Raw genomic sequence first — 21030 nt, forward strand, 5'->3', positions numbered from 1 at the left:
CCATAACAAGAAACCGGAGAACCACTCATGTCGTTAAGCGTGTTCGACCTGTTCAAGATTGGCATCGGCCCTTCCAGTTCCCATACCGTCGGCCCGATGCGCGCTGCTGCGCGTTTCGCCGAAGGTTTACGCCGTGAAAATCTGCTAACGGCCACCGCCAGCGTTCGCGTCGAGCTCTACGGTTCCCTCGGTGCCACCGGTAAAGGTCACGGCAGCGACAAAGCCGTGCTGCTCGGCCTCGAAGGTGAACACCCCGATACCGTTGACACCGAAACCGTCGCCGCGCGCCTGCAAGCGATTCGCGGTAGCGCTCGCTTGCACCTGCTCGGTGAACACAGCATCTCGTTCAACGAGAAAGAACACCTGGCGATGATCCGCAAGCCGTTGGCCTATCACCCCAACGGCATGATTTTCCGCGCCTTCGACGCGGCTGGCCTGCAGATCCGCAGCCGCGAGTATTACTCGGTCGGCGGTGGCTTTGTTGTCGACGAGGACGCCGCCGGTGCCGATCGCATCGTCGAAGACGCCACACCGCTGACCTTCCCGTTCAAAAGTGCCAAGGACTTGCTCGGTCACTGCGCCACTTATGGCCTGTCGATCAGTCAAGTGATGCTGACCAACGAAAGCGCCTGGCGCCCTGAGGCGGAAACCCGCGCCGGCCTGCTGAACATCTGGCAAGTGATGCAGGATTGCGTCGCTGCAGGTTGTCGTAACGAAGGCATTCTGCCCGGTGGCTTGAAGGTCAAACGCCGCGCGACGGCATTGCACCGGCAGTTGTGCAAGAACCCGGAATCAGCATTGCGCGATCCGTTGTCGGTGCTCGACTGGGTCAACCTGTACGCCTTGGCAGTGAATGAAGAAAACGCCAACGGTGGCCGCGTGGTCACCGCGCCAACCAACGGCGCGGCCGGGATCATTCCGGCAGTGCTGCATTACTACATGCGCTTTATCCCCGGCGCGAATGACGACGGCGTCGTGCGGTTTCTGCTGACCGCTGCGGCCATCGGCATTCTCTACAAGGAGAACGCCTCGATCTCAGGCGCCGAAGTCGGCTGCCAGGGTGAAGTTGGCGTTGCCTGTTCGATGGCGGCCGGCGCGTTATGTGAGGTGCTCGGCGGCAGTGTTCAGCAAGTCGAGAACGCGGCGGAAATCGGCATGGAACACAACCTCGGCCTGACCTGCGATCCGATTGGCGGGCTGGTGCAGGTGCCGTGCATCGAGCGCAATGCGATGGGTTCGGTGAAAGCGATCAACGCGGTGCGCATGGCCATGCGCGGCGACGGCCAGCATTTCGTCTCCCTCGACAAAGTCATCCGCACCATGCGCCAGACCGGCGCCGACATGAAAAGCAAATACAAAGAGACCGCCCGCGGCGGTCTGGCGGTCAACATTATCGAATGCTGATCGCGAAATTGACCACCTCTCCCTCAGGGAGAAAAACGTAATTAGCCCCCCTCTCCCCCGGGAGAGAAACGTACCTAACTCCCTCTCCCTCCGGGAGAGGGCTGGGGTGAGGGGCTTTTGATCTTGATCTTGCCTCTTGCCCCCAACTCAAACTTTCAAGGAGCCACGCATGTCCACCGAACAACTGTCGAAAACCCCGCTGCACGCTCTGCACATCGAACTCGGCGCCCGCATGGTACCGTTCGCCGGCTACGACATGCCGGTGCAATACCCGCTCGGCGTGATGAAAGAACACCAGCACACCCGTGAACAGGCCGGGCTGTTCGACGTCTCGCACATGGGCCAGATCCGCCTGACCGGCGCCAACGCCGCCAAAGCTCTGGAAACCCTGGTGCCGGTGGACATCATCGACCTGCCGGTGGGCATGCAGCGTTACGCGATGTTCACCAACGAAACCGGCGGCATTCTCGATGACCTGATGGTCGCCAACCTCGGCAACGACGAACTGTTCCTGGTGGTCAATGCCGCGTGCAAGGATCAGGATCTGGCTCACCTGCAACAATACATCGGCGATCAATGCACCATTACGGCGCTGTTCGAAGAGCGTGCGCTGCTGGCGCTGCAAGGTCCGGCTGCTGTTACCGTGCTGGCGCGACTGGCTCCCGACGTTGCGAAAATGACCTTTATGCAATTCGCTCGCGTGAATCTGCTGGGCGTGGATTGCTTCGTCAGTCGTTCGGGCTATACCGGTGAGGACGGTTTCGAAATCTCGGTGCCGGCCACCGATGCCGAAAAACTGGCTCGCGCTCTGCTGGCTGAACCGCAAGTCCAGGCCATCGGCCTCGGTGCCCGCGACTCGCTGCGCCTGGAAGCCGGCCTGTGCCTGTACGGCCACGACATGAACACAGAAACCACGCCGATCGAGGCCAGCCTGCTGTGGGCGATTTCCAAGCCCCGCCGTGCTGACGGCGCACGCGCTGGCGGCTTCCCGGGGGCAGAAAACATTTTCGCCCAGCAACACAATGGGATTGCGCGCAAACGTGTCGGGCTACTGCCGCAAGAACGCACCCCAGTCCGTGAAGGCGCGGAAATCGTCAATGAAGCGGGCGAAATCATCGGCACCGTATGCAGCGGTGGTTTCGGACCAACCCTCGGCGGTCCGCTGGCAATGGGTTACCTCGACAGCGCTTATGTCACCCTCGATACAACCGTTTGGGCCATCGTACGTGGGAAAAAGGTGCCAATGCTTGTAAGCAAAATGCCATTTGTTCCACAACGCTACTATCGCGGTTGATTGACTGTTTCTATAAGTAACGCGATTGCGTAATGCGTGCACTAATGTGTAACGCAATCGCCACAAAAAAGTGCATTTTCCAACAACCGTTTCGAATATGAACTTTGCTTATAACCTTCGAAAACAATTGAACAAGCGATTCGTCTAAGGCTGCACTAGTGGACTGACAAACTGCCAGCAAGCGCAGTAAAACCGGGGTCTTCACAGGGCTTGTTTTTTCTCCCGTAGTTGGCGTAGAGTTTGTCCACTGTGTTTGCATGGGTCAGCTTGGAATCGTGACCTGGGCAGTAGCCTACAAGTTAGCTACATCCCGTTCGACGTCTTCTTACTCTCCTGCAACCAGCCCCAGTACTCTTTCATGAGAAAGAGACTGTCATCAATTTATGCGTCAAAGGAAATAAGAAATGTCCACACGTCAGAGCGGTACCGTCAAGTGGTTTAACGACGAGAAAGGTTTTGGTTTTATCACTCCAGAAAGCGGTCCGGATCTGTTCGTGCATTTCCGCGCCATTCAGGGCAACGGCTTCAAAAGTCTGAAAGAAGGCCAGAAAGTGACCTTCGTTGCTGTGCAAGGCCAGAAAGGCATGCAGGCTGACGAAGTACAAGCAGAAGCCTGATTTCTGTTACGAAAAAGCCCCTGATATTGATATCAGGGGCTTTTTTGTGCGCGCGATTCCGTAAAATGGCGCTTCACTTTGCGTCCAGAGGCTGCCATGTCGAAAAACCTGCTCACGCCCCAAGGGGATTTTCCTCCCGCTGGTCTTGGTCGCCGCCTGGCAGCGATGTTTTATGACTTCTTGCTCTGTACCGCGCTGCTGATCGTCACCGGTTTCGTTTACAAGTTGATTCAGGCAGCGATCATTGGCGAAGAGCGTCTACGAGTGATGACCGATGCCGGCAAGCTCGACGGCGATCCGCTCTACTCCACCGTGCTGCTGTTGGTGCTGTTCGCATTCTTTGCCAAGTTCTGGACCCATGGCGGGCAGACACTGGGCATGCAAGTGTGGGGGATTCGCGTGCAGAACGGCAATGGCACCGCGATCAGCCTGTGGCAGGCGCTGTTGCGGTTCATGGTGTCGATTGCATCGTGGTTGTGCGTCGGGCTGGGGTTCTTCTGGTCGCTGTACGACAAGCAGAAGCGCACGTGGCATGACATCTACTCCGATACTCGCCTCGTGCGAATTCCGAAAAAGACCAAATAACTTCCAGACGCCAAATACCACTGTAGGAGTGAGCCTGCTCGCGATAGCGGTGTGTCAGTCAACATAATTGTTATCTGACACACCGCTATCGCGAGCAGGCTCACTCCTACAGCTTTATTCGTTGCCCGAAAGAGCTTAGGCGTTCCCGGCCAGTTTCATCCGTGCAGCTTGAGTAAAGTCGAGCATGCGCTTCAGCGGCCGGATCGCCTGCGGAATCAACGCCGGATCCACAAAGATCTCGTTCGTGCCTTCCTTCAAGCTCTTGAGCGTGCGCTCAAGGGTGTTCATGGCCATCCACGGGCAATGCGCGCAACTGCGGCATGCTGCGCCGTTACCGGCAGTTGGTGCCTCGATAAAGACCTTGTCCGGGCACAACTGCTGCATCTTGTAGAAGATGCCGCGGTCGGTCGCCACGATCAGCGTCTTGTTCGGCAACGACTGTGCAGCGGCAATCAGCTGACTGGTCGAGCCAACGGCATCTGCCAGTTCGATCACCGACGTCGGCGACTCCGGGTGCACCAGAATCGCGGCGTCCGGATACAGCGCTTTCATGTCTTCGAGCTGCTTGGACTTGAACTCTTCGTGAACGATGCAGGCACCGTCCCAGAGCAGCATGTCGGCGCCGGTCTTACGCTGAATGTAGGTGCCCAGGTGCTTGTCCGGCCCCCAGATGATTGTCTCGCCGTTGTCCATCAGGCTTTCGACGATCTCCAGCGCACAACTTGATGTCACCACCCAGTCAGCACGAGCTTTGACCGCTGCAGAGGTGTTGGCATAAACCACCACCGTGCGCTCCGGGTGCTGATCGCAGAACGCCGAGAACTCGTCGACCGGGCAACCCAGGTCGAGCGAGCAGGTCGCGTCGAGGGTCGGCATCAGCACACGCTTTTCCGGATTGAGAATCTTCGCGGTCTCGCCCATGAACTTCACGCCGGCAACCACCACAGTCTTCGCCGGGTGAGCGTTGCCGAAGCGGGCCATTTCCAGGGAGTCAGAGACACAGCCACCGGTTTCTTCGGCCAGAGCCTGAATCACCGGGTCGCAATAAAAGTGGGCCACCAGCACCGCGTCCTGAGCCTTGAGCTCGGCGGCGATGGCGGCACGGTAATAAGCCTCTTCCTCAGCGGTCAGCGGTTTGGGCTGTTTGGCGTCGAGGTGGGCTTGAACCAGAAGGCGTTCGGAAATCTGCGTCATGTTCGCAAGACCTGCAGGCGCTTTCGCGCGAAAGTCGAGTATACACCCGGCTCCGGACCGCTAGAGGGTACCGCCGGGAGAGTGAGTATTATCAGGCACGGACAGCATTGAAGCTGCGCAAGGCTACAGAATATCCCGTTGATACAAAAGATGATTCTGACCTGCGTCAGCGCTGCGGGTATTGAATTAACGCATAGCGGAAATGCAGGCAAAAAAAAACCCTGAAATCCTCACTTTCGTGGGCCTTCCGGATTTTCTAAACCGCCAAATATGGTGGGTCGTGTGGGATTCGAACCTACGACCAATTGGTTAAAAGCCAACTGCTCTACCAACTGAGCTAACGACCCGCTGTGTGGTGGCGCGTATAATACTGATTTTTAAGGACTATTCAACACCTTTTTGAAAATAATCAAAAATAAGGTGTTGGGTCCTCCACACCAGCGGCCGCGAAGCCTTCTGCGCGCAGGCGGCAGCTGTCGCATTTGGCGCACGCACGGCCGTCATCGTCGGCCTGATAGCAGGAAACAGTGAGGCCATAATCAACGCCGAGCTTCACGCCCGCCTGAACGATCTGCGCCTTGCTCAGGTTCTGCAACGGCGCCTGAATGCGGAAGCCGTTGCCTTCAACACCGGCCTTGGTCGCCAGATTGGCCATGCGCTCGAACGACTCGATGAACTCGGGACGGCAATCCGGGTAACCGGAATAATCGACTGCGTTCACACCAATAAAGATGTCGCGCGCGCCGAGCACTTCTGCCCAACCCAGCGCCAGCGACAGGAACACGGTATTGCGCGCCGGCACGTAAGTCACCGGAATGCCTTCACCGAGTTCTTCGGGAATGTCGATGCTGGTGTCGGTCAGGGCCGAGCCGCCCATGCCGTTGAGGTTGAGGCCGATCACTTTGTGCTCGACCACGCCCAGGTCGCGAGCGACGCGTGCAGCCGCATGCAGTTCGGCGTGGGAGCGCTGACCGTAGTCGAAGCTCATGGTGTAGCAGGCGTAGCCTTCAGCACGGGCCATTGCCACGACGGTGGCCGAGTCAAGACCTCCAGACAGCAGGATTACCGCACGTTTTTCGTTGGTGTTCAGTTGTTCAGTCATATCAGCGCCCCGGCTCATCATTCCATAGATATTTATGCAGTTGCAGTTGCAACCGCACTGGCAAGTTGTCTGCCACCACCCAATCCGCCAGATCCCTGGCATTGAGGTCATGATGACTTGGGGAGAACAGCACTTCACCCGCACGTCGATCAAGCCCGTACTGGATCAGCTTCGATACCGCCCAGTCATAGTCTTCCCGCGAGCAGATGACAAATTTCACCTGATCGTTGGGAGTCAGCAGTTCGATGTTCTCGTAACGGTTGCGATGGGCTTCTTTCGAACCCGGCGTTTTCAGGTCGACAACGCGACTGACGCGCGGATCGACCGCCGAGACGTCGAGGGCGCCGCTGGTTTCCAGCGAGACCTCGTAACCGGCATCACACAACTGTTTGAGCAAAGGAATGGCGATCGGCTGAGCCAGCGGCTCACCGCCGGTGACGCAGACATAGCGCGGACGAAATCCGGCCACTTGCTCGAGGATGTCGTCGAGGGTCCGCACGGTGCCGCCACTGAAGGCATAGGCGCTGTCGCAGTATTGGCAACGCAAAGGGCAACCGGTCAGGCGCACAAAAACAGTGGGCAGCCCGGCAGTCCGCGTTTCCCCCTGCAAAGAGTAGAAAACTTCGGTGATTCTCAATGTGTCTTGCATAGTCGCCACGGGCGTAACAGCTAAACAGGCTGTCCGCCTCCGTCAGGCACTTCAGGCAATCCCGCCAACGCGCAGACCGCAAGAAGCGTGTTTCAGAAAAAGGGCGTGAATTCTAACGAAAAAACCCGCGACAAGCGCGGGTTTCTTCTAAACGGGTAACACGACCTTACATGCGTTGCAGATCGCGTTGAGCCAGCTGAGCGGCAGAGGTACCCGGATATTGGGCCACCACCTGCTGCAGAATGCCTTTGACCTTGTCGGTATGACCGAGGCGGCGCTCTACGTCAGCCAGCTTGTACAGCGAATCCGGCACTTTGGCGTGCTTGGGATACAGCTGCGAAACCTTGGCAAAAGCCTGACCTGCACCTTGCAGATCGCCCTTGGCCAGGTTCACTTCGCCCAACCAGTACTGGGCGTTGCCCGCGTATTGGCTGTTCGGGTATTTGCGCAGGAAAGCGGCAAAAGCCTGGCTGGCCTTGTCGAAATCCTTGGCTTTGATCAGGTCGAAAGCGGCATCGTAATACAGCTTTTCCTTGGCCGGATCAGCCGGTTCGCTACCCGCAGCCGGAGCCTGGGTTGCTGCAGCAGCCCCTGCACCAGCGGCAGCACCGGCAGCAGCGCTTGCGTCGCCACCGGCAGAAGAATTCTCGGGAGTCGCGGCAGGTGTAACGCCGGATCCTATGCGCCGATCAAGATCCTGGTATCGCTCCAGGGATTCCTGCTTCATGCGCGCAACCTGATTTTGCAGTTCTTCAATCACGCCTTGCTGGCGCGAAATCTGATCCTGCATCTGTTGCAATTGGTTGAACAGCATGCCTTGTGCCGAGGCAGGGGCCGAAGCCGCTCCCCCGGCATAGGCGCCGTTCGTACCGTAACCTGCAGGCGGATAACTGCTCCCGCTATTGTTATAACCGGAGTTGTCATCGACCACAGGAACCGCAGCCCACGCCGCAAGCGGCGCGAGGCTGAGAGCCAGAACAGTTACAGCACGACGGCACGTTCGCATATCGAATTACTTACGCAGTTCGACGCGACGGTTTTGAGCCCAGGACTGCTCGTCGTTGCCGGTAGCAACTGGACGCTCTTCGCCGTAGGAAACCAGTTCCAGCTGAGCTGGGGAAACACCTTGCAGTACCAGGTAGCGCTGAACGGCTTTCGCACGACGCTCGCCCAGTGCCATGTTGTACTCACGAGTACCACGTTCGTCGGTGTTGCCTTCCAGAACAACGCGAGCGCCGTTTGCTTTCAGGTCTTTGGCGTGAACGTCCAGAGCGCGCATGGCTTCTGGCTTCAGGTCCGAGCTGTCGTATTCGAAGTAGAAGGTGGTGATTGCGCGCAGAGCAGCTTCTTCGCTCAGGGAACCGTCAACGGCACCAGTGTTTGCGCCGTAACCAGCGTTTGGATCAACAGCGCCTTCACCGGCGTTGTCGCCGCCTTTGGACGAGCAACCTACAGCTACAGCCATGGCCAGAGCCAGCGCAGCAAATTTACCAAACTTCAGCATTTCCATCGTGAAACTCCTAATGAACCCCAGTGTGTTAAGTAAAACGTGTAGCGCCCGCTCACTTCAGGTAAGGGGACCAGGACGGTTCTCTGACTTCGCCTTGAGCGGTAGGAAGCGGGAGCCTAACGCGTCCATTAATGGACACGAGCATCAAGACTCCCCGGCCCTGTTGGCGGGTGGCGTAGATTACCATGGTGCCGTTGGGCGCAACAGTAGGTGACTCGTCCAGAGTGCTATCAGTGAGGATCTTTACACTACCTCGCTGCAAATCCTGGGCTGCCACCTTGAAATTGGTGAAGCCATCCTGACGATGGATCATCACCAAAGTCTTTTCATCCGCCGACAGTTTCGGGTTGGCGTTGTAGTTGCCCACAAACGTCACACGTTCGGCACCACCGCCACTGGCGCTGGTTTTGTAGATCTGCGGCTTGCCGCCACGGTCCGAGGTGAAGTAGATGGTCGAACCATCCTTGCCCCAGTACGGTTCGGTGTTGATGCCGGGACCGGCGGTCACACGGGTGATCTGGCGCGAAGCCAGGTTCATCACGTAGATGTCCGGGTTACCGTCTTTGGACAGTACGAACGCCAGGCGATCGCCATTCGGCGACCAGGCGGGTGCACCGTTCAGGCCTTCGAAGTTGGTGATCTGCTCACGGCGACCGGTGTCGATGTTCTGCATGAAGATGCGCGGGCGCTTCTGCTCGAACGACACGTAGGCGATGCGCTTGCCATCCGGTGCAAAGCGTGGCGACAGGATCGGCTCACGCGATTGCAGCAAAGTCACGGCGCGAGCGCCGTCATAGTCCGAGCGCTGCAGGGTGTAACGGGTATTCTTCTCGGAGAAGCGTTCAGCCGTCACGTACAGCAGGCGAGTCGAAAACGCACCCTCGATACCGGTCAGCTTCTGGAACGACTGATCAGAGATGAAGTGCGCCATGTCACGCAGTTGCTCTGGCGTACCGGAAACATTGCCGTCAGCTACTTTCTGCTCGGTGGCAACATTGAACAGTGCCCATTGCACCTGCAGGCGGCCACCTGCGGGTGCAATGCTGCCAACCATGATGAATTGAGCATTTACCGCCTTCCAGTCACGGAAGATGATTTCGCTCGGCTGGCTTGGCTGACTGATCATGTTCTGCTTTGGAATCGGCGCGTAATAACCCGAGTTACGCAAATCGTTACCAATGATTTCAGCGATGTCGTCCGGCAGCACCGCACCGCCCTGAACACCGAATGGCACTACGGCAATTGGAGTCGCCTGGGAGCTGCCACTGCTGACCAGGATATTTTTTTCGTCCGCTGTAGCCAGGCCTGCAAAGCAGACCATGACGACGAGCAATCCTCGAAGAAGGTTTCTCACAAGGCTAGATCCTCAGGTGTGAATGTCATCTTGAATGAACGGTAGGGAGCGAAATCAGCTGGCTTCAAACCCTGCATTTCGGTCAACCGACCAATATTTTTTACTGCCGCGACTGCAGAACTGTCGAAAGGCACGTCGCCGCTGGAATTAGCCACCGAAACACCGGAGATCGTCCCGTCAGGCAACATGTTGATTTGCAGGACCACCTTCATGCCCTTACGGGCCGATGGCGGCTGCGCCCAACCTTCCGATGCCCGTGAACGAATCAGATCATCGAAGTTACCTGCGGTTTCATCACCCACTTCATCCGCCATAGCCTGCTGACGCTCGGTCTTGTCGGAAAGCAAGTCAGCCAGAGCCTGCGCTTTCTTCTCTTCTACAGACTTGCGCGCCGCATCCTGCGCTTTCTTCTTCGCAGCATCGGCAGCAGCTTTCTTCTTCGCATCTTCGGCGATTTTCTTCTTCGCCTCTTCAGCTTCAGCTTTTTTCTTGGCGTCTTCGGCGGCTTTCTTCTTCGCGTCTTCGACGATTTTCTTCTTGGCTTCTTCAGCGGCCTCTTTCTTGGCCTCTTCTTTGGCCTCTTCTTCGGCTTTCTTCTTGGCTATATCAGCCAATTGTTTCTCTTCGGCCTTCTTGGCTTCGGCTTTCTTCGCGTCGTCGGCTTTTTTGGCGTCATCGGCCTTTTTCGCTTCGTCCGCTTTTTTAGCCTCATCGGCCTTCTTGGCTTCCTCGGCCTTTTGAGCCGCTTCTTCTTTCTTTTGTTCCGCAGCTTTCACCGCTTCCTGCTCGACCTTTTTCTGCTCCATCTGCTCGACTTCGGTCTGGCGCGCGGCGGATTTCTTCGCCTCACCCGCAATCTTCTGATTGGTCTGGGTGGTTGCCTGACTTTTCGATTTCAGCTGGTACAGGGTCGCCTGGACAATCGGCTTGGCCGGCGGCAGCTCCGGTGTGAAGGCGAAACTGACGAACAGCATGCCGAATACCAGCACGTGCAAGACGATCGCCCAGACACTAGGCCAGAAGAAGCTTTCCGAGGCGGACGGCTCTCTCTGTTGCTGCATCAGGGGGCCTCGGTGATCAGACCAACGTTACCGACCCCGGCTTTCTGCAACCCGCCCATGGCGCCCATGACCGAACCGTAGTCGACGGTCTTGTCACCGCGGATAAAGACCTGGGTACGCTTGCCGCCTTCGGTGCCGGCGCGAATGATCTTGGTCACCGCATCAGTCATCTGTGGCAGGGTCATCGCCCTGTCCTGTTGCTTCTCGGTATCGACTTCGCTGCCAAGGTTCCAGTAATAGGTCTTGTCAGCCTTGATCGAAATGGTCAGGACCTGAGTGTTGTTGTCCTGCGGCAAGGCTTCGCTGGAAACCTTGGGCAGATCAACTTTCACGCCCTGATTGAGCATCGGCGCGGTCACCATGAAAATGACCAGCAGTACCAGCATCACGTCGATGTAAGGCACTACGTTCATTTCGGCGACCGGCTTGCGCTTTTTGCGAGCTCGAGCGATTAAAGCCATTGGAAATTACCTGCTTATTCTTCGCTGGTGTGCACTTTGCGGTGCAGGATCGCCTGGAATTCATCGGCGAAGGTGTAGTAGCGGCCCAGCAAGGTTTCACTGCGAGCGGCGAAACGGTTGTAAGCGATAACCGCAGGGATCGCAGCGAACAGACCGATCGCGGTGGCGATCAGGGCTTCGGCGATACCCGGGGCCACAGTGGCCAGGGTCGCTTGCTGGGCGCTGGCCAGACCGCGGAAGGAGTTCATGATGCCCCACACAGTACCGAACAGGCCGATGTACGGACTGACCGAACCGACAGTGGCGAGGAACGGCAGGCTCTGCTCCAGCTTCTCTTCTTCGCGGGAGATGGCGACGCGCATGGCCCGGGCCACACCTTCCATCACTGCTTCAGGATCGACACCAGGCTGCTGACGCAGACGCGAGAACTCTTTGAAACCGGCACGGAAAATCTGTTCCACACCCGAATCAGGATCCGGGTTGCTGCCCGCTTGACGGTACAGCTTGGACAGGTCGATACCCGACCAGAAGCGCTCTTCGAAGCTCTCCAGGGCGCGTCGACCGGCACGCAGCAGATTGCTGCGCTGAAAGATCATGATCCATGAGGTCACCGATGCGGCCACCAGGGTCAACATTACCAACTGCACCACGATGCTGGCATTGCTGACCAGGCTCCACATGGAGGAATGGTCGACGACGTTAGCTTCCACGCTTTATCTCCTGCTTTGAGTGTGTACCCGGGCCGACCGCGTCGGCGAAGGCCGCACGCAAGTCTTCGGGAAGGGCCCGAGGTTTCAAACTGTTAGTGCGCACACAGGCCACCAAAAACTGCCCCTCACAGAGCAGCACATTATCCGTTGCCCGCCTGACCTGCTGTTTGAAGCGCAGGCTGACCCGGTTCAATTCGATTACTTCAGCGCTTACCAGCAGTTCGTCGTCCAGTCGCGCCGGCGCGTGATAACGCGCTTCGCTGGAATGCACGACGAACAACAGGTCCTCTCCTGCCAGCTGCGATTGGGCAAAGCCCAGTTCGCGAAGCCGCTCGGTTCGAGCCCGTTCCATAAACTTGAGGTAATTAACGTAATACACGATGCCGCCCGCATCGGTGTCCTCGTAATAAACGCGACAACGATGTGCGAACGGCTCAAGCCCGTTTTGCGCGCGCATACTCTAGTGCTTACTCCTCAGGTTGCCAATCCGGCCAGGCAACTGTTTTTCATGGTTTCGAGGCTTTACTGCAAAAGTACCGTCCTCTGACCATACAAACCCTGAATAAATCGACAACAAATGTGTATTAATCGTCCACGGCATCGAGAAACTCGTCTACCACGGGCATCTCGCCCATTCGTGACGGAATGTTTAATCCGAAATGCAGGTAGGCGTGTCGCGTGACCACCCTGCCCCGAGGCGTGCGCATGATGTAACCCTGCTGAATCAGGTACGGCTCCAACACGTCCTCAATGGTATGACGCTCTTCGCTGATCGCCGCCGCCAGACTGTCGATGCCGACCGGCCCGCCATCGAACTTTTCGATCATGGTCAGTAACAGACGCCGGTCCTGGTGATCGAATCCGTGCTCATCGACGTCGAGCAGGTTCAGCGCCAGATCCGCCACCGCTTTGGTGATGTGGCCCTGGGCACGAACTTCGGCAAAGTCGCGCACCCGTCGCAGCAGACGGTTGGCGATCCGCGGCGTGCCGCGGGCGCGCCGTGCGATTTCGAACGAACCTTCGGGATCCAGCGGCAGACCGAGAATGGCTGCGGATCGACTGACAATCGTCGCCAGATCAGCTGTGCTGTAGAACTCAAGACGCTGGACGATACCGAAACGGTCACGGAGCGGATTGGTCAGCATGCCAGCGCGAGTGGTCGCACCCACGAGGGTGAACGGCGGCAGATCGAGCTTGATCGAACGCGCGGCCGGCCCTTCACCGATCATGATGTCGAGCTGGAAGTCTTCCATGGCCGGATACAGCACTTCTTCAACGATCGGCGACAGACGATGGATTTCGTCGATGAACAGCACATCGTGCGGTTCCAGGTTGGTCAGCAGCGCCGCCAGATCACCCGGACGCTCCAGCACCGGCCCGGACGTGCTCTTGATCGACACGCCCATTTCCTGGGCGATGATGTTGGCCAGTGTGGTCTTGCCCAGACCCGGCGGACCGAAGATCAGCGTATGGTCGAGGGATTCGCTACGGCCACGGGCAGCCTGGATGAACAGCTCCATCTGCTCGCGCACGGTCGGCTGGCCAATGTAGTCGGCCAGGCTGACCGGGCGGATGGCTCGATCCTGGACTTCTTCGCGCTCGCGCGGGCTGTGCGCGGCAGCGATCAGACGATCAGCTTCAATCACTTAAATCATTCCCTTCAGGGCGCGGCGGATCAGATCTTCACTGCTCAAATTCTTGTCCTTGATGGCGGTAATCGCCTTGCTCGCTTCCTGCGGCTTGTAGCCGAGGGAAATCAGCGCGCTGACTGCATCGTTTTCGGCGGTGTTGACCGGCGCCGGGCCGTCTGGCTGATTCGGCACAAGAGCAAACATCGCTGGCGAAGTTTCCCAGGCCTTGAAGCGATCTTTCAGTTCGACCAACAGGCGCTCAGCGGTTTTTTTGCCAACGCCCGGGACCTTGGTCAGGGCCGAAGTGTCCTGGGATTGCACGCAACGGATCAGCTCATCGACCTCCAGGCTCGACATCAGCGCCAGCGCCAATTTTGGCCCGACACCATTGAGACGGATCAACTCGCGAAAAAAGTCTCGCTCACGCTTGCCAGCGAAACCATAGAGTAACTGGGCGTCTTCACGTACGACCAAATGGGTGTGCAGGGTCAGCGGTTCACCGACCGACGGCAGGCGATAAAGCGTGGTCATGGGCACTTCCAGCTCATACCCGAGGCCGTTTACATCCAGAATCAGGTGCGGCGGCTGTTTCTCAGCCAGAGTGCCGCGCAAGCGTCCAATCACGTTTCAGATCCTTGAGCATTGGCCAGCCATGGGCTGGCGACTGTCGAAAGGCAGATTGTCGGGCCGACGACCCAGGCGCAAACATCCGCTTTCAGGAAAATTGATGCTGATGCTATCAGAGACGCAGGCGCCCGCCACGACTGCGTGCCGCTCCCAAGCCGTGCGGCAGCAGACTGGAGCGGGTATGCGCATGGCAAATGGCGATGGCCAATGCATCCGAGGCATCGATTTGCGGTTTGGCGGTCAGCTTGAGCATGTGCATGACCATCATCTGCACTTGTTCTTTATTGGCGGCGCCTGTGCCAACAACCGCCTGTTTGACCTGAGTGGCCGTGTACTCGGCGATCTCCAGGCATTCTTCAGCGCCAGCGACAATCGCTGCACCGCGAGCCTGCCCGAGTTTCAGCGCCGAATCGGCGTTTTTCGCCATGAACACCTTTTCGATGCCCATCGTCACCGGGCCGTAGGTCTGGATGATCTCGCGTACGCCGCGATAGACGATTTGCAGACGCTCGTGCAATTCGCCCGCGCCGGTGCGGATGCAGCCCGAAGCGACATAAATGCAGCCACCACGCCCGGTATCGCGAACAATCCCGTAACCGGTGATACGCGAACCGGGGTCGATACCAAGAATTAAAGTCATAACGCCTGCAGATTCGGTAAAAGCACGATTTTCAAATCAACCCATAACAAATGTGGGAGCGAGCCTGCTCGCGAAAGCGGTTTCATCAACGGCAACGATGTTGCCTGAAAATCCGCCTTCGCGAGCAGGCTCGCTCCCACATTGAATCGTAGCCGCTCTTAACCGAGCTGAGCGGCCACGTCTTCCGGAATATCCGCGTTGGAGTAGACGTTCTGCACGTCATCCAGATCCTCAAGCATGTCGATCAGCTTGAGCACCTTCTCCGCGCCTTCCAGATCCAGCTCGGCGCTGGTGGTCGGCTGCATGACGATTTCCGCGTCATCGCCCTTGAACCCGGCTGCTTCCAGCGCGTTACGCACCGCATAGAAACTGGTGAACGAGGTGAACACGTCGATCGAACCGTCTTCGTGAGCGACCACGTCATCGGCATCGGCTTCCAGCGCCGCTTCGGTCAGCGCGTCTTCATCAACGCCCGGCGCGAAGCTGATCTGGCCTTTGCGCTCGAAGAGGTATGCCACCGAACCGTCGGTGCCGAGGTTGCCACCGCACTTGCTGAACGCGTGACGCACGGCTGCGGCGGTGCGGTTGCGGTTGTCGGTCATGCACTCGACCAACACCGCTACACCGCCCGGGCCGTAGCCTTCGTAAGTCAACTCTTCAACGTTGTCCGCTTCGGTCGCACCGGCGCCGCGCGCCACGGCGCGGTCGATGATGTCACGGCTCATGTTCGCGCTCAGCGCTTTATCCAGCGCCAGACGCAGACGCGGATTGGAGCCCGGATCACCGCCGCCCTGACGGGCCGCAACAGTCAGTTCACGGATCCACTTGGTGAAGATCTTGCCTCTTTTGGCATCCTGACGTTCTTTGCGGTGCTTGATGTTCGCCCACTTGGAATGACCTGCCATAACTCGCTCCGAATTCTCTTTGAAACGTTGCCCGCCCTGCTCATGCAGCGGCCAGCACACAAAAAATCTCGACCTGCTCTCTATAGATAGAAAAAAGGCGCATCCGAAGATGCGCCTTCAGGCCCGTCTTACTCAGCCTTTGGCGTTTCGCGCAAACGAATGTGCAATTCGCGCAGTGCCTTGGCATCCACCACACCCGGCGCTTGCGTCATCACGTCGGCAGCACTCTGGGTTTTCGGGAAAGCGATCACTTCACGGATCGACTGGGCGCCGGTCATCAGCATCACCAGACGATCCAGACCGAAGGCCAGACCACCGTGTGGCGGTGCACCGTACTTGAGGGCGTCGAGCAGGAAGCCGAACTTCTCTTCCTGTTCCGCTTCGTTGATGCCCAGCAGACGGAATACCGACTGTTGCATCTCTTTGCGGTGAATACGGATCGAACCACCACCCAGTTCGGTGCCGTTCAGCACCATGTCGTACGCGCGGGACAGAGCGCCAGCCGGGTTGGCTTCAAGCTCTTGCGGCGTGCACTTCGGTGCGGTGAACGGGTGGTGCAGCGCGGAGAAGCTGCCGTCGTCGTTTTCTTCGAACATCGGGAAGTCGACGACCCACATTGGCGCCCACTCGCAGGTCAGCAGCTTGAGGTCGTGACCGAGCTTGATGCGCAGTGCGCCCAAGGCTTCGCTGACGATCTTGGCCTTGTCGGCGCCGAAGAACACGATGTCACCGTCGACTGCACCCACGCGATCGAGGATGGCGTTGAGGTTTTCCAGCGGAATGTTCTTCACGATCGGCGATTGCAGACCTTCAACACCGGCTGCACGCTCGTTGACCTTGATGTATGCCAGGCCCTTGGCACCGTAGATGCCGACGAACTTGGTGTAGTCGTCGATCTGCTTGCGCGGCATGCTCGCCCCGCCTGGAACGCGCAGTGCGGCGATACGGCATTTCGGATCGTTGGCCGGGCCGCTGAAGACTTTGAAATCGACTTCTTTGAGCTGATCGGCAACGTCGACCAGTTCCAGCGGGTTACGCAGGTCTGGCTTGTCGGAACCGTAACGGCGCATGGCTTCTTCGAAGGTCATGTGCGGGAAATCGCCGAATTCCAGACCCAGCACTTCCTTGAACAGGTTGCGGATCATTTCTTCGGTCAGGCCCATGATCTCTTTTTCATCGAGGAAGCTGGTCTCGATGTCGATCTGGGTGAATTCCGGCTGACGGTCGGCGCGCAGGTCTTCGTCGCGGAAGCACTTGGCGATCTGGTAGTAACGGTCGAAACCGGCGACCATCAGCAGTTGCTTGAACAGCTGCGGCGATTGCGGCAGGGCGAAGAACGAACCGGCGTGAGTACGGCTCGGCACCAGATAGTCACGCGCACCTTCAGGGGTGGCACGGGTCAGGATCGGCGTTTCGACATCGAGGAAGCCGTTCTCGTCGAGGAAGCGACGGATGCTGGTGGTCATGCGCGAACGCAGACGCAGCTTCTCGGCCATTTCCGGACGACGCAGGTCGAGGAAGCGATAGCGCAGACGGGTTTCTTCGCCGACGTCGGAGAACTCGTTCAGCGGGAACGGCGGGGTTTCCGACTCGTTCAGCACTTCCAGTTCGTAACCCAGCACTTCGATCATGCCGGATGCCATGTTGGCGTTGGTCGCACCGGCCGGACGCAGACGTACCTTGCCGGTGATCTTCACGACGTATTCGCTGCGCACGCGATCGGCGGCGGCGAAGCTCTCGGCGCGATCCGGATCGAATACCACTTGGGCCAGACCGTCACGATCACGGATATCGAGGAAAATCACCCCGCCGTGGTCGCGGCGACGGTGAACCCATCCGCAAAGGGTAATTTCCTGGCCTTCCAGGCTTTCGTTCAGTTGGCCGCAATAGTGGCTGCGCATCATGATAATGGTTCGCTTCTCGTCATTCGATATTCGGTGGAGATCCCGGCGCTCAGAAGCGACCCGGAATCTCACGCGTGTTCGTTCAACCTGGGTTTGAACCCTAGTCAGATTTGTCGCCACCGGCCAGATTCTTCTTGGCGCCGGTCTTGAAATCGGTCTCGTACCAACCACCGCCACTGAGGCGAAAGCCAGGCATGGACAGCTGTTTCTTGAGCTCTGGTGCCTGGCAGGCAGGGCAGTCGACCAGCGGTGCCTCGCTGATCTTTTGAATGGCTTCCAACTGATGACCACAGGAAGCACATTGGTAATCGTACATCGGCATGGGGGTGTCTCGGCGATCAGATTGCCACCGCGTGCAGGGCTTTGCGGCGAAAGAGCGGGATTATATCCATTAAATGCGGCCTGTGCAGCCGGAAGACAGCACAAGCCGCGACGTCATTTCAACTGCCCGTCAGAGCGTAATGGCCTGCGGGACTTCCTTGAGGCCATTCATCACGCAGACCACCCGTACCAGACCGCTGAAGTTTTTTACCCCACCGTGGCGCAAGTGCACTTGCCGATCCACATGGGACAGCAACGTACTGATCGAACAACCGCAATCCTCGGCCATGCGCCCAAGGATGTTCCAGTAGACCTGCTCGAGCCTCAGGCAAGTGGCAAAACCATTCAGGCGCACAGACCTGGACAATGGCTGAATCAATGCAATGTCGAACTCGCTGACCAGCGGATCGACCTTTCCCTCTTGCCGTGAACCGAAGCATTCGGTTTGCCTGTCTCCATCGACCATATCGCTGACACTCCCTTGTCATCGCTGCTATTTATAAAGACAACATCCTGTGCCCTCATAAAAGCGCAGACGCAAAGTTATATCCAGATGACTATTTGCCCATCTGCGTAGGATAAGCCGACATCAAAAGTAAGACTTCGGAAGCACGCGGGTATTGGCCCTCCACAAACACCCGCGCCTCGCGCTGATCACCCTTCCAGCAGTGCTCGCAGCATCCACGCGGTCTTCTCGTGCACCTGCATGCGCTGGGTCAGCAGGTCGGCGGTGGGTTCGTCGCTGACTTTGTCCAGCAACGGAAAGATACCGCGCGCGGTACGCGTCACCGCTTCCTGACCGGCAACCAGTTGTTTGATCATGTCTTCGGCACTCGGCACACCCTCCTCCTCCTTGATAGAAGAAAGACGCGCATAGGTCGCATAAGCGCCCGGCGCCGGAAACCCCAAGGCCCGAATACGTTCGGCGATCGAGTCCACGGCCAGTGCCAATTCGTTGTATTGCTCTTCGAACATCAGGTGCAGCGTACGAAACATCGGACCGGTGACGTTCCAGTGGAAGTTATGGGTTTTCAGATACAGCACATAGGTGTCCGACAGCAGACGGGACAGCCCTTCGACGATGGACTTGCGGTCTTCTTCACTGATACCGATATCGATTGCCATGCTTACCCCCTAACGGCGATTGAATTTATCCAGCAGGTGCCACCCCACTCTAGCAAGCCTGACACCGCCCCGCAGCCCTGATCGGCTCTGCACACTGCGACAAATCGACCGCATCGATGCCACTGGCCGGGCTGATTTGAGTAGCCGCAGGCTTTGCTGTTAAATAGGCAGTGTGTCGCCATGCCCCATTTTCCGGGGCGTTGCGCATAGGCTGATGCCGTGTACGTGTCTACCGCCTCTTATTTTTGTTCCGAAGCGAACCGTCCACCTTCAGCTCTTCCTTGTGAGCCGTCATAACGTGAGCCAATCAAAATGTTGAAAATCGTCCACCTGCTAATGGGCGCAGCGGCATTGCTGCTGTCGTTCATACCCAGCTTGAAATCCGAAGCCGTTCCCTACCTGCAACAACCCGATGCACTTTACCTGGCCTTTTTCGGCCTGCTGAACCTGGTCATCGCTCCAGTGATTCCTTACTGGAACAAAGGCCCGCGCCAGCATCTGCAAAATCTGGTCAGCGCACTTCTGGTGCTGACTGTCGTCCTGCAAACCTTGACCCTGATCGCTCCAATGCCTGTCATCGCCGGCCAGCCAGCCGTGCTGTTCAGCCTGGTCATCGCTCTGGTCGCCGTCATCCTGCACCTGGCTGTCAGCTTTTATCGTTCGTCACCGGCTACCGCGCCAACCAGCTATGACATGACCAACCGCGATACCGGTACCGTCAAGTGGTTCAACACCTCCAAAGGCTTCGGCTTTATCTCCCGGGATTCCGGCGATGATATTTTCGTGCACTTTCGTGCGATCCGTGGCGAGGGCCATCGCGTTCTGGTCGAAGGCCAGCGCGTTGAGTTCTCGGTGATGAACCGGGACAAAGGCCTGCAAGCCGAGGACGTGATCGCCGCATTGCCGCGTCGCTGATTCCAGGCTTAAAAAAACCGCGAGCAGCCTGGCTGTTCGCGGTTTTTTTATGCCTGAAGAAAAGACTCAGTAATGCGGCGGCGGTGCATCTTCCTCGAAAGAGCCGAACTGGCCGACCATCTCTTCCTGGCGCTTGAGCAACGCTGCCATCTGCAACTGCAGGCGCTCGACCACGCGCTGCTGGGCGACCAGCACGTCGTTCAATGCCTGAATGGTGTCATCCTGAAACGCCAGACGGCTTTCCAGATCGGTCACGCGATCTTCCAGACTCATGACTCAGCCCTCCACAAAGGTGAAATGCTCGGTCAGGACCGCACGCAACCGTTCGCGAATCGCGGCGACCTGCTCGTCACTGTACGGCTTGGCCGCTACTTTGCCCCACACCGGCGCAGGCCAGGCCGCGTCTTCGCGTTTGCGCACGATCACATGCATGTGCAACTGACTGACGACATTACCCAGGGTCGCGACATTCATTTTGTCAGCATCGAACAAATCCTTGAGCAACTCGGCCAGCGCAGTGGTTTCCTGCCACAGTTGTTGCTGGTCGACGACATCCAACTGAAACAACTCGCTGATATCGTCGCGACGAGGCACCAGGATGAACCAAGGATAGTTGGCATCGTTAGACAGCAGCAGGCGACTGAGCGGGAAATCGCCGATGACCAGGGTGTCCTGTTGAAGTCGTGGATCTAAAGCAAACACTGCGCGCACTCCCGGCTGATCTTCATTATTCAGCTTAGCGGGCCATCCTTTCGGCGGCGCACCAAGCGACAGGACGGCAGCATACCTGCGAATCAAGCAGCCTTCACGATTGCCAGTGCCGATACCCTTGTACTGTCGACGCCCCGAGATATGGCATTTATCTGCCGAGCGCACCACTACGGAACCGGCACTGGCTGAAAAACTGAAGAAATGACCGATATTGCGGCTCGCGTTCTTTTTAGCGCCCCGCGCGAAGTGTATGAATACTGGACAGCTGTAAAATTTTTTGCACCAAAACCGCACAGCGCGTCTACGCTCA

At 57.9% G+C, this 21030-nt stretch carries 25 protein-coding genes and 1 tRNA gene; 5 read left to right on the forward strand and 21 right to left on the reverse strand.

Translation table 11 applies throughout. From position 1 onward, the window contains the following. Positions 1-27: 27 nt before the first annotated feature. From CQ009_RS14155 to CQ009_RS14170, 4 genes are all read left to right on the forward strand, one after another. Positions 28-1404 (forward strand): L-serine ammonia-lyase, encoded by a 1377-nt coding sequence (locus CQ009_RS14155; protein ID WP_105707009.1) that lies wholly within the window; start codon positions 28-30, stop codon positions 1402-1404. Positions 1405-1573: 169 nt separating this feature from the next. Beyond that, positions 1574-2698 (forward strand): glycine cleavage system aminomethyltransferase GcvT, encoded by a 1125-nt coding sequence (gcvT, locus tag CQ009_RS14160; protein WP_105707011.1) that lies wholly within the window; start codon positions 1574-1576, stop codon positions 2696-2698. 404 nt (positions 2699-3102) lie between these two features. Then, positions 3103-3315, forward strand: coding sequence for a cold-shock protein (locus tag CQ009_RS14165; RefSeq protein WP_003227496.1), 213 nt, complete (start codon positions 3103-3105; stop codon positions 3313-3315). A gap of 96 nt (positions 3316-3411) precedes the next feature. Then, a complete protein-coding gene (locus CQ009_RS14170) occupies positions 3412-3900 on the forward strand; it encodes an RDD family protein (protein ID WP_105707013.1) in 489 nt (162 codons plus the stop codon). A gap of 135 nt (positions 3901-4035) precedes the next feature. Here CQ009_RS14170 and nadA read toward each other — a convergent pair whose 3' ends face one another. The 19 genes from nadA to CQ009_RS14265 form a co-directional block, all read right to left on the reverse strand. Beyond that, on the reverse strand, positions 4036-5094 hold the full coding sequence (gene nadA, locus CQ009_RS14175; RefSeq protein ID WP_064391766.1) for a quinolinate synthase NadA: 1059 nt from the start codon (positions 5092-5094) through the stop codon (positions 4036-4038). Between the two features lie 271 nt (positions 5095-5365). Then, positions 5366-5441, reverse strand: a tRNA-Lys gene (locus tag CQ009_RS14180). Between the two features lie 62 nt (positions 5442-5503). Continuing rightward, positions 5504-6196 carry a 7-cyano-7-deazaguanine synthase QueC gene (gene queC / locus CQ009_RS14185; RefSeq protein ID WP_105707016.1) on the reverse strand — a complete coding sequence of 231 codons (693 nt, stop codon included), beginning with the start codon at positions 6194-6196 and terminating at the stop codon, positions 5504-5506. Position 6197: 1 nt separating this feature from the next. Beyond that, positions 6198-6845, reverse strand: a complete 648-nt coding sequence (gene queE / locus CQ009_RS14190; RefSeq protein ID WP_105707018.1) for a 7-carboxy-7-deazaguanine synthase QueE — start codon at positions 6843-6845, stop codon at positions 6198-6200. Positions 6846-7011: 166 nt separating this feature from the next. Next, a complete protein-coding gene (gene ybgF / locus CQ009_RS14195) occupies positions 7012-7851 on the reverse strand; it encodes a tol-pal system protein YbgF (protein WP_064391770.1) in 840 nt (279 codons plus the stop codon). Between the two features lie 6 nt (positions 7852-7857). Beyond that, positions 7858-8355 carry a peptidoglycan-associated lipoprotein Pal gene (gene pal / locus CQ009_RS14200; RefSeq protein WP_003178634.1) on the reverse strand — a complete coding sequence of 166 codons (498 nt, stop codon included), beginning with the start codon at positions 8353-8355 and terminating at the stop codon, positions 7858-7860. Positions 8356-8407: 52 nt separating this feature from the next. Further along, positions 8408-9709, reverse strand: coding sequence for a Tol-Pal system beta propeller repeat protein TolB (gene tolB / locus CQ009_RS14205; RefSeq protein ID WP_064391771.1), 1302 nt, complete (start codon positions 9707-9709; stop codon positions 8408-8410). Further along, the gene (tolA, locus tag CQ009_RS14210) at positions 9706-10770 is read right to left on the reverse strand and encodes a cell envelope integrity protein TolA (protein WP_064391773.1); all 1065 of its coding nucleotides are present in this window, start codon (positions 10768-10770) and stop codon (positions 9706-9708) included. Before tolA ends, tolB begins: the two co-directional genes overlap by 4 nt. Then, on the reverse strand, positions 10770-11222 hold the full coding sequence (tolR, locus tag CQ009_RS14215) for a protein TolR (protein WP_161806672.1): 453 nt from the start codon (positions 11220-11222) through the stop codon (positions 10770-10772). The genes tolA and tolR overlap by 1 nt, the downstream gene beginning before the upstream one ends. Positions 11223-11245: 23 nt before the next feature. Further along, positions 11246-11941 carry a protein TolQ gene (gene tolQ / locus CQ009_RS14220; protein ID WP_008080223.1) on the reverse strand — a complete coding sequence of 232 codons (696 nt, stop codon included), beginning with the start codon at positions 11939-11941 and terminating at the stop codon, positions 11246-11248. Next, on the reverse strand, positions 11931-12398 hold the full coding sequence (gene ybgC, locus CQ009_RS14225) for a tol-pal system-associated acyl-CoA thioesterase (protein WP_064391775.1): 468 nt from the start codon (positions 12396-12398) through the stop codon (positions 11931-11933). The genes tolQ and ybgC overlap by 11 nt, the downstream gene beginning before the upstream one ends. Before the next feature lie 127 nt (positions 12399-12525). Then, positions 12526-13587: a Holliday junction branch migration DNA helicase RuvB gene (gene ruvB / locus CQ009_RS14230; protein WP_105707020.1), complete on the reverse strand. Its 1062-nt coding sequence runs from the start codon at positions 13585-13587 to the stop codon at positions 12526-12528. After that, positions 13588-14196: a Holliday junction branch migration protein RuvA gene (gene ruvA / locus CQ009_RS14235; RefSeq protein ID WP_003227522.1), complete on the reverse strand. Its 609-nt coding sequence runs from the start codon at positions 14194-14196 to the stop codon at positions 13588-13590. A gap of 115 nt (positions 14197-14311) precedes the next feature. Next, positions 14312-14839: a crossover junction endodeoxyribonuclease RuvC gene (ruvC, locus tag CQ009_RS14240; protein ID WP_025112787.1), complete on the reverse strand. Its 528-nt coding sequence runs from the start codon at positions 14837-14839 to the stop codon at positions 14312-14314. Between the two features lie 158 nt (positions 14840-14997). Next, positions 14998-15744, reverse strand: coding sequence for a YebC/PmpR family DNA-binding transcriptional regulator (locus tag CQ009_RS14245; RefSeq protein ID WP_016983823.1), 747 nt, complete (start codon positions 15742-15744; stop codon positions 14998-15000). Positions 15745-15872: 128 nt separating this feature from the next. Continuing rightward, positions 15873-17648, reverse strand: a complete 1776-nt coding sequence (gene aspS, locus CQ009_RS14250) for an aspartate--tRNA ligase (RefSeq protein WP_064391781.1) — start codon at positions 17646-17648, stop codon at positions 15873-15875. 100 nt (positions 17649-17748) lie between these two features. After that, positions 17749-17970 (reverse strand): FmdB family zinc ribbon protein, encoded by a 222-nt coding sequence (locus tag CQ009_RS14255; RefSeq protein WP_007912741.1) that lies wholly within the window; start codon positions 17968-17970, stop codon positions 17749-17751. Positions 17971-18099: 129 nt separating this feature from the next. Further along, positions 18100-18435 carry a ribbon-helix-helix domain-containing protein gene (locus CQ009_RS14260; RefSeq protein WP_064391785.1) on the reverse strand — a complete coding sequence of 112 codons (336 nt, stop codon included), beginning with the start codon at positions 18433-18435 and terminating at the stop codon, positions 18100-18102. A gap of 188 nt (positions 18436-18623) precedes the next feature. Next, entirely contained in the window at positions 18624-19094 is a 471-nt protein-coding gene (locus CQ009_RS14265; RefSeq protein WP_053123088.1) for a Dps family protein, read from the reverse strand. 312 nt (positions 19095-19406) lie between these two features. Here CQ009_RS14265 and CQ009_RS30325 point away from each other — a divergent pair, with 312 nt between their 5' ends. Next, entirely contained in the window at positions 19407-20009 is a 603-nt protein-coding gene (locus CQ009_RS30325; RefSeq protein ID WP_064391787.1) for a cold-shock protein, read from the forward strand. 66 nt (positions 20010-20075) lie between these two features. On the opposite strand, the gene CQ009_RS14275 is transcribed toward CQ009_RS30325, so the two are convergent. Together CQ009_RS14275 and CQ009_RS14280 are read right to left on the reverse strand one after the other, a co-directional pair. Then, a complete protein-coding gene (locus CQ009_RS14275) occupies positions 20076-20282 on the reverse strand; it encodes a SlyX family protein (protein ID WP_064391789.1) in 207 nt (68 codons plus the stop codon). A 3-nt stretch (positions 20283-20285) separates the two neighbouring features. Further along, positions 20286-20711: an HIT domain-containing protein gene (locus tag CQ009_RS14280; protein WP_064391792.1), complete on the reverse strand. Its 426-nt coding sequence runs from the start codon at positions 20709-20711 to the stop codon at positions 20286-20288. Between the last annotated feature and the right edge of the window lie 319 nt (positions 20712-21030).

This window comes from Pseudomonas sp. MYb2 (assembly GCF_002979955.1).
GTDB lineage: Bacteria > Pseudomonadota > Gammaproteobacteria > Pseudomonadales > Pseudomonadaceae > Aquipseudomonas.